This window comes from Virgisporangium aurantiacum (assembly GCF_016863635.1).
GTDB lineage: Bacteria > Actinomycetota > Actinomycetes > Mycobacteriales > Micromonosporaceae > Virgisporangium > Virgisporangium aurantiacum.
Window position 1 is genome coordinate 1 of record NZ_BOPG01000161.1, and the last position, 3410, is coordinate 3410.

At 67.1% G+C, this 3410-nt stretch carries 3 protein-coding genes; all 3 read left to right on the top strand.

Annotated features, from left to right (window positions below; genetic code table 11):
* The first annotated feature begins 169 nt into the window (after positions 1-169).
* Genes Vau01_RS62750 through Vau01_RS62760 form a run of 3 tightly spaced genes read left to right on the top strand, consistent with a single transcriptional unit; the run spans position 170 to position 3340 of the window.
* Entirely contained in the window at positions 170-1255 is a 1086-nt protein-coding gene (locus tag Vau01_RS62750) for a tyrosine-type recombinase/integrase (RefSeq protein WP_204015267.1), read from the top strand.
* 4 nt (positions 1256-1259) lie between these two features.
* Complete coding sequence (locus Vau01_RS62755; RefSeq protein WP_204015269.1) at positions 1260-1574, top strand: helix-turn-helix domain-containing protein; 315 nt, start codon at positions 1260-1262, stop codon at positions 1572-1574.
* Positions 1571-3340 (top strand): site-specific integrase, encoded by a 1770-nt coding sequence (locus Vau01_RS62760; protein WP_204015271.1) that lies wholly within the window; start codon positions 1571-1573, stop codon positions 3338-3340. Before Vau01_RS62755 ends, Vau01_RS62760 begins: the two co-directional genes overlap by 4 nt.
* Positions 3341-3410 lie beyond the last annotated feature (70 nt).

A 3410-nucleotide genomic window follows, 5' to 3' on the forward strand; every position in this document is an offset into this window, starting at 1 on the left:
TTACCTGAACTGCACGAAGTTCCTGAGTTGCGCTGTCGTTGTTGGATGCTGTTGTGGCTGGCCAGGCTGGTCCCTCGTTGGGGTGATCAGGGATTGACTGTTGGTCGGGAATCCCGAAGCGTTGTCGGTATTCGCGGTCGGTGGTCGGTATCGGCGATCTGGGGTGGCCATGGGTTTGGCGGTGGTGCGGTCGCTGGATGGGCCGCGCCGCCTGGGGACGCAGGCCGAAGTAGAGGAGTTCGAGCAGGAGCTGGTCGATCAGTACCTGCTGGCGGCGTTGGGTGCGGGGTCTGCGGATACCACTGTGGCTTCGGACCGGTCGGTGCTGTTTGAGTTCGTTCGGTTTCTTGGACGGCCGGTCTGGACGGCTCAGCCGAGTGACGCGGACCGGTTCTTGGCCGTGGCACGTCGTTCTGGGCTGGCCCGGTTGACGGTGCAGCACAAGGCGTGGGCGTTGGCTCATTTCTTTGACTTCCTTATCGTTCGGTATCAGGGCGACATCCGACGGTTGACGGGTGTCGTGGTCGAGCAGGTCATCGATGAGTTCAATCGGCCTGCGAACGCCGACTACGGCTCGGTGCGGGTGCCGCCGTCGGTTGATGAGGTCGAGCGGTTGTTCACGGCGTGGCGGTTGTGGCTGCCGCAGGCGCGGAAGTTCCTGCCCGCCGCGCGGGACTATCTGGCGGCGTCGTTGTGGCGGCGGATCGGGTTACGTATCAACGAGACCGCGATGCTGGATATCCGTGACTGGCGTCGGGATCTGGGCGAGTACGGCTGTGTCGATGTGCGGTTCGGTAAGGGCAGCCGCGGTCGCGGGGCGAAGTCGCGGGTGGTCCCGGCGATCAACGCGGTCCGGGAGTTGCTGGACTGGTGGATGGTCGACGTGCGGCATCAGTTCGGTGGTGACTACGCCAACCCGGACGCGCCGTTGCTGCCCGCCGAACGGCATCCGGATCCGTTGACCGGGTGTTGCCCGCGCGCCGGGACGCAGACGCTGCGCGATGGTCTGACGGCGGCGGTGGGACGTGGTCTGCCGTCGTGGCGGGGCCGGCTGACGCCGCATGTGCTGCGACATTTCTGTGCGTCGTCGTTGTATGCGCAGGGCTTGGATGTCAAGGCGATCCAGGAGGTTCTGGGCCATTCGTGGTTGTCGACGACAACCCGCTACATCCACGTCCCGGTGGAGCATGTGACGCAGGCATGGAACGCCAGCAACGTTCGCACCGCGGCCCGGCTGGGACAGCTCGAGAGGTGATGCGATGCAGTGGAACCTGCGGATGCGCGCGGCGCAGGCCGGGATCTGGAAGTCCACCGAGATGCGCCGCCGCCTTGCCGACGCCGGGTTGCAAATCAGCGCGGGGAAGATGTCGGCGCTGTGGACGGGAACGCCGACCTCGATCCGTCTGGACGATCTGGACGTGATCTGCGCGGTCCTGGGCTGCACTCCGGCGGAGCTGCTGATCTGTGAGCCCGAACAGGTCGCCGCGCGCCGCCCGCAGCAGGCCCGTACCGCCGCTGCTACGGGCGCGTTGCCGCCACGGCTGGGGCGGCATACCTCGATACCGCCGGCATGACCGGCAAGCCCAAGCCGTGCACAGTTTGCGGAGTGCGGCCGCCGGCGATGCGGGAGATCCCGTACTGCTTCGTGTGCTGGCCTGGCGGCCCGGTCACCGCCCCGCCGTGCTACAAGTGCCGATCGGGGACGGACTACTTCACGTCGGGGTTGTGCGCCCGCTGCCACCCGCATGCGCCCGGGCGGAAGTCGCCCGTCTGGAACCTCGCCGGGCCGCTCGCGCGCCGCAAGGTCCTCATCGACGCCTGCCCGGACTGCCACGCCTGGGGCGTGACCCGAACCTACGGCTGGCTCTGTGTCGCCTGCCGCAGTTTCCGTGAAACCCACAGCACTGTCGCGGACTGCGTCACGTGCGGCCAGCAGGTGGCGCTCTACGACGACGGTTCCTGCCGGTTGTGTCACCGCCAACGCAGCATGGTCGCCCACGACCTCGGGCGGCGCACCGGCGATGTCAGCATCTCCGACGCCGTCCGGCACGGTCAACAACTGTTCCTCGCGGGGATGTGGCATCAGCCCGGCACGGGCACCCGTCCCTACATCAAGAAGACCGTCCCGGCCGACATGCGGCTGCTGCGGCCGGTCAACCACCGGCAGCTCGTCCTGTTCGAGCTGCCCCGTGATCTGAAAGCGGGACTGCGTAATGGATTCCCGCCACCTCCCGACCCTGGGAGAGAAGCGGCGTTGATCGCCTTCGTCGGCGAACACGCCACCCGCTACGGCTGGCGACCAAGCAAAATCGACAGGATCCGGCGGGCAATGCGGATCATGCTCGGCATCCAGGACACTCCTGGCGCGCCGATCCGCCGCAGCGACGTCGCACTGCTGTCGCGGATCAAACACTCCGCAGCCGTGGTCGCCGACGTCCTCGCCGACGCCGGACTGCTCGACGACGACCGGCAACCCGCCATCGTCACCTGGTACACCACGACCGTTGCCGAGTTCCCTCCGCCAATGCGGCACGAGCTCGACGTCTGGTTCGACGTGATGCGCAACGGTTCGACCCGGCCTCCACGACGCAAACCCCGCGCCGACAACACCATCGGCACCCAACTGCGCTGGGCGTTGCCCGCGTTGCGGCAATGGGCCAGGGTCCACCCGTCGCTGCGCGAGATAGGCGTCGACGATGTCCGCACCGTGTTGCCCACCGACCCGCTTGCCCGCTACACCATGCTGCAAGGCCTGCGGTCCATCTTCCGAGTCCTCAAAGGACAGAAGCTGGTCTTCGTCAACCCGACCGGCCGAATGTCGGCACGGCAACCCGACGCACCTGCACCACGACCGGTCAACCTCGAAATGCTGCGGGCCGACCTCGACTCCGACCAGCCCGCCACCGCAGCCCTGGCCGCGCTCCTCGCGTTCCACGCCGTGCGCATCGGACAACTGCGCGAACTGCGGCTCACCGACATCCGCGACAGCCGCCTCCACGTCGCAGGCCAGATCATCCCGCTCGCCCCGGCCGTCCAGACGCGAGTGCGCGCCTGGCTCGATCACCGACAGCAGACCTGGCCGAACACGCCCAACCCGCACATGTTCATCCACGTCCGCAACGCGATCACCACCAGGCCGGTCACCAGCTGGTGGATCCGCCACCAACTCGCGACCGCCGGCCAGCACATCCGCACCGACCGGATTCTCGATGAAGCCCACGCCACCGGCGGCGACATCCGCCAACTGATCGACCTGTTCGGCCTCTCCGTCCACGGAGCCAACCGCTACATCGACACGGTCACCACAGTCCGCAGTTCCCCAACCCCAGCCTCCCGATAAGCTCATCACCAGTCGTCAACCCCAGAGTTCGACCCGGAATCCCTCAAAGATCGAGCCAACTCCAGACCTG